This is a genomic window from Mesorhizobium sp. M1E.F.Ca.ET.063.01.1.1, assembly GCF_003998155.1.
Lineage (GTDB): Bacteria > Pseudomonadota > Alphaproteobacteria > Rhizobiales > Rhizobiaceae > Mesorhizobium.
Genome location: NZ_RZSC01000797.1, coordinates 1 through 2,614, shown reverse-complemented (window position 1 = coordinate 2,614; position 2,614 = coordinate 1). Strand labels below are relative to the sequence as shown.

General features: G+C 63.4%; 4 protein-coding genes. 1 reads left to right on the top strand and 3 read right to left on the bottom strand.

Features of this window, described 5'->3' with window-relative positions; all coding sequences use genetic code 11:
- Positions 1-635, bottom strand: a 635-nt coding sequence (locus EOA29_RS32470) for an isoprenylcysteine carboxylmethyltransferase family protein (RefSeq protein WP_145969932.1), incomplete at its 3' end; no start/stop codon positions are given.
- A gap of 141 nt (positions 636-776) precedes the next feature.
- On the opposite strand from EOA29_RS32470, the gene EOA29_RS32465 reads away from it, so the two are divergent.
- Positions 777-1,514 (top strand): TetR/AcrR family transcriptional regulator, encoded by a 738-nt coding sequence (locus tag EOA29_RS32465; RefSeq protein WP_126093455.1) that lies wholly within the window; start codon positions 777-779, stop codon positions 1,512-1,514.
- On the opposite strand, the gene EOA29_RS32460 is transcribed toward EOA29_RS32465, so the two are convergent.
- Complete coding sequence (locus EOA29_RS32460) at positions 1,468-2,076, bottom strand: flavin reductase family protein (protein WP_127222145.1); 609 nt, start codon at positions 2,074-2,076, stop codon at positions 1,468-1,470. The two genes, EOA29_RS32465 and EOA29_RS32460, sit on opposite strands and share 47 nt — an antisense overlap.
- 1 nt (position 2,077) lies before the next feature.
- Positions 2,078-2,614: nitroreductase (locus EOA29_RS32455; RefSeq protein ID WP_245468637.1), on the bottom strand; the 537-nt coding region annotated here is incomplete at its 5' end.

The window sequence follows — 2,614 nt, the reverse complement described above, 5'->3', positions numbered from 1 at the left end:
GCATAGTCATCATATCCGCGCAGGCCGGCGCGCAGCGCTTTTTCTTCGATGAAGGTGCGGATGGCGAGCAGCACGATGAAGACGAGCACCGATGCCAATCCCCACCAGGATCCGAGCAGCAGCGCGGTGCCGGCGAAATAGAGTATGGCGCCGGCATACATCGGGTGGCGGACGTAGCTGTAGGGGCCGGTGGTGATGACGCGTTGCCCGCGCTCGTCCTGGATCTTCACGACTGGCGCCGCGAAGCTGTTTTCGAGCATCGTCAGATAGCAGATCCAGATGCCGACAAGCAGGACCAGCGCGCCGATCGCTTGCACCCATACGGGAACCGCCGACCAGCCGAAACGAACATCCAACCCCATCAGCGCCAGCCAGCCGAAGATGCCGAGCAGCAATATGCTCAGCAATATCTTATCGGCCGCGGACTGGGTCTTCTGGATCGGAAGGCGGAGGCGCTCATTCATCAGACCCGGATCGCGCCGGGCGAGCGCCACACCCATGGTAAGGCTTAGGCCGACCATCACGACTATGTAGACCCAGGCTGCGGCCCAGTGCAGCGTACCTGCCGACCCAAACATCAGTGCGCCCATGACGCCGAACCACACGAATGTCTGGAGAACCAATTTCGCGATCATGACCAACCTTCCGTGACATGCCCCACGCTATTGGCCATATTAGACCAGCGGTCTATTATACCGACCGATGGTCTATTCTCAAGTCTTATCGACGTTCAGGCATCTGGACGGGAACGGTCGCGACGTGCAGAAGGTTTCGCTATGCCACGCATCATCAAGCATCCGGAACTCAGGCGAGAAGAACTGCTGAACCATGCCCAGGCCCTGTTCCTGGCGCATGGCTACGACAAGGCGAGCCTCAATGACGTGATTGCCGCCGCCGGCATCTCGAAAGGCGCCTTCTATCACTACTTCCCCTCCAAGGAGGCGCTGCTTGAAGCGCTGGCCGAGCGCTTCGCGAGACAGGCGCTGGCAGGTGTCCAGGACGTACTCGCCGATCCGGCGCTCGATCCGCTCGGGCGCCTCAATGCCCTGCTCGCAAAGTCGCGGCAGGCCAAGATCGAGACCGCGGCGGAAGCCTGGGCGCTTTTCGAGACGTTGTTCCGGCCTGAAAACCTGGTGCTGTTCCACCGCATCAATCTGGCGGCCAGCGCGTCGTTCTCGCCCGTGCTTGTCGAGATCATCCGGCAAGGCGTCGAGGACGGCACGTTCCGAACATTCGACCCGGAAGGCGTTGCCGACATCGTCATGCAGTTCGGCATGGCCACGCACGACGTCATCGCCAAGGCGTTCGCCAGCGGCAGCGATGCCGACTTGGAAATAGCGATCGAAGCCCTGGAGAGGCGCGTCAGGCTCTACGAGATCGCGCTCGACCGCATCCTCGGGCTGCCTGACGGCAGCATCCGCATCGGCGAACCGGGCTATGTGCGCGCCGTGATGACGGCAAGGCGCTCTAATCCTTCCCCCAGCGCGGCCGCCGCATCGAGAAAATCTCGTTGACGCTGGCATAGTCCATATAGCCGAGCCGGGCGACATTGCCGGCCCTGACGATGTCGAACTGGCCGTCCTTGAGATAGGCATCGTCGATATGGACGCCGACGACCTCGCCGGCGACGACGACGGCGCTGGTTTTAGTGCCGTCCAACGCCCGCGGACGAAGGATTTCCGTCACCTTGCATTCCAGAGCCGCCGGCGCTTCCGCCACACGCGGCGGCGCGACCAGGCGCGACGGCGCCATGGCGAGATCGGCGTACGCGAACTCGCTGACGCCGCGCGGCGCATCGACGGCCGTGCGGTTCATCTTCTCTGCCAGCTCACGGCTGACGAGATTGGCGACGAATTCGCCGGTCTCTTCAGCGAAGGTGGCGCTGTCCTTCGCGCCTTCGGATGAGAACCAGACAATGAAGGGTCGCGTCGAAAACGCATTGAAGAACGAATAGGGCGCGAGGTTGATCTCGCCGGCCTTGTTCAATGTCGATATCCATCCGATGGGGCGGGGCGCCACGATCGCCTTCGACGGATCGTGCGGCAGGCCATGCCCCTTCGAAGGCTCGTAGAACATTTTAGCCGGCCCAGGGTCCGGTGTAGTCGGCATAGAGCTTCGCCGGATCGGGCCGCGGCCGCTCCGGCGCAGGTCCTTGGTATGAGCCGATATGGACGAAGCCGATGACGCGCTCCTGCGGCGACAGCCCGAGGATCGCCCTACCCTCTGCGACGTCGGAATACCAGTTGCTGATCATGTTGGTGCCATAGCCCAGCGCATTGGCCGCGATCATCAGATTCATAGCCGCCATTCCGCCCGACAGGAACATCTCCCATTGCGGGATCTTGGGATTCTCGCGCGGCACCGACACCACGCCGATCACCAGCGGCGCGCGCGAGAAGCGCGCCAGTTCCTGGTTGCGCCGCCCTTCCGGCAGCGGCCCCTCGCGCTGCTCGGCAAGGGCCGCGAGCTTCTTGCCGATCTCGGCCCGCGCCTCGCCGCGGTAGAGGATGAACCGCCAGGGCTCGAGCCGGCCATGATCAGGAACGCGCGAGGCGGCTGCGATCATCGTGGCGATCTCCGCATCGCTCGGCGCCGGCTCCTTGAGGTCGGGAAT

What these genes read in the sequence shown, in the direction of transcription:
- EOA29_RS32460 (WP_127222145.1), bottom strand. Translation starts at nt 2,076, where the DNA reads ATGTTCTACGAGCCTTCGAAGGGGCATGGCCTGCCGCACGATCCGTCG.
- EOA29_RS32465 (WP_126093455.1), top strand. Translation starts at nt 777, where the DNA reads ATGCCACGCATCATCAAGCATCCGGAACTCAGGCGAGAAGAACTGCTG.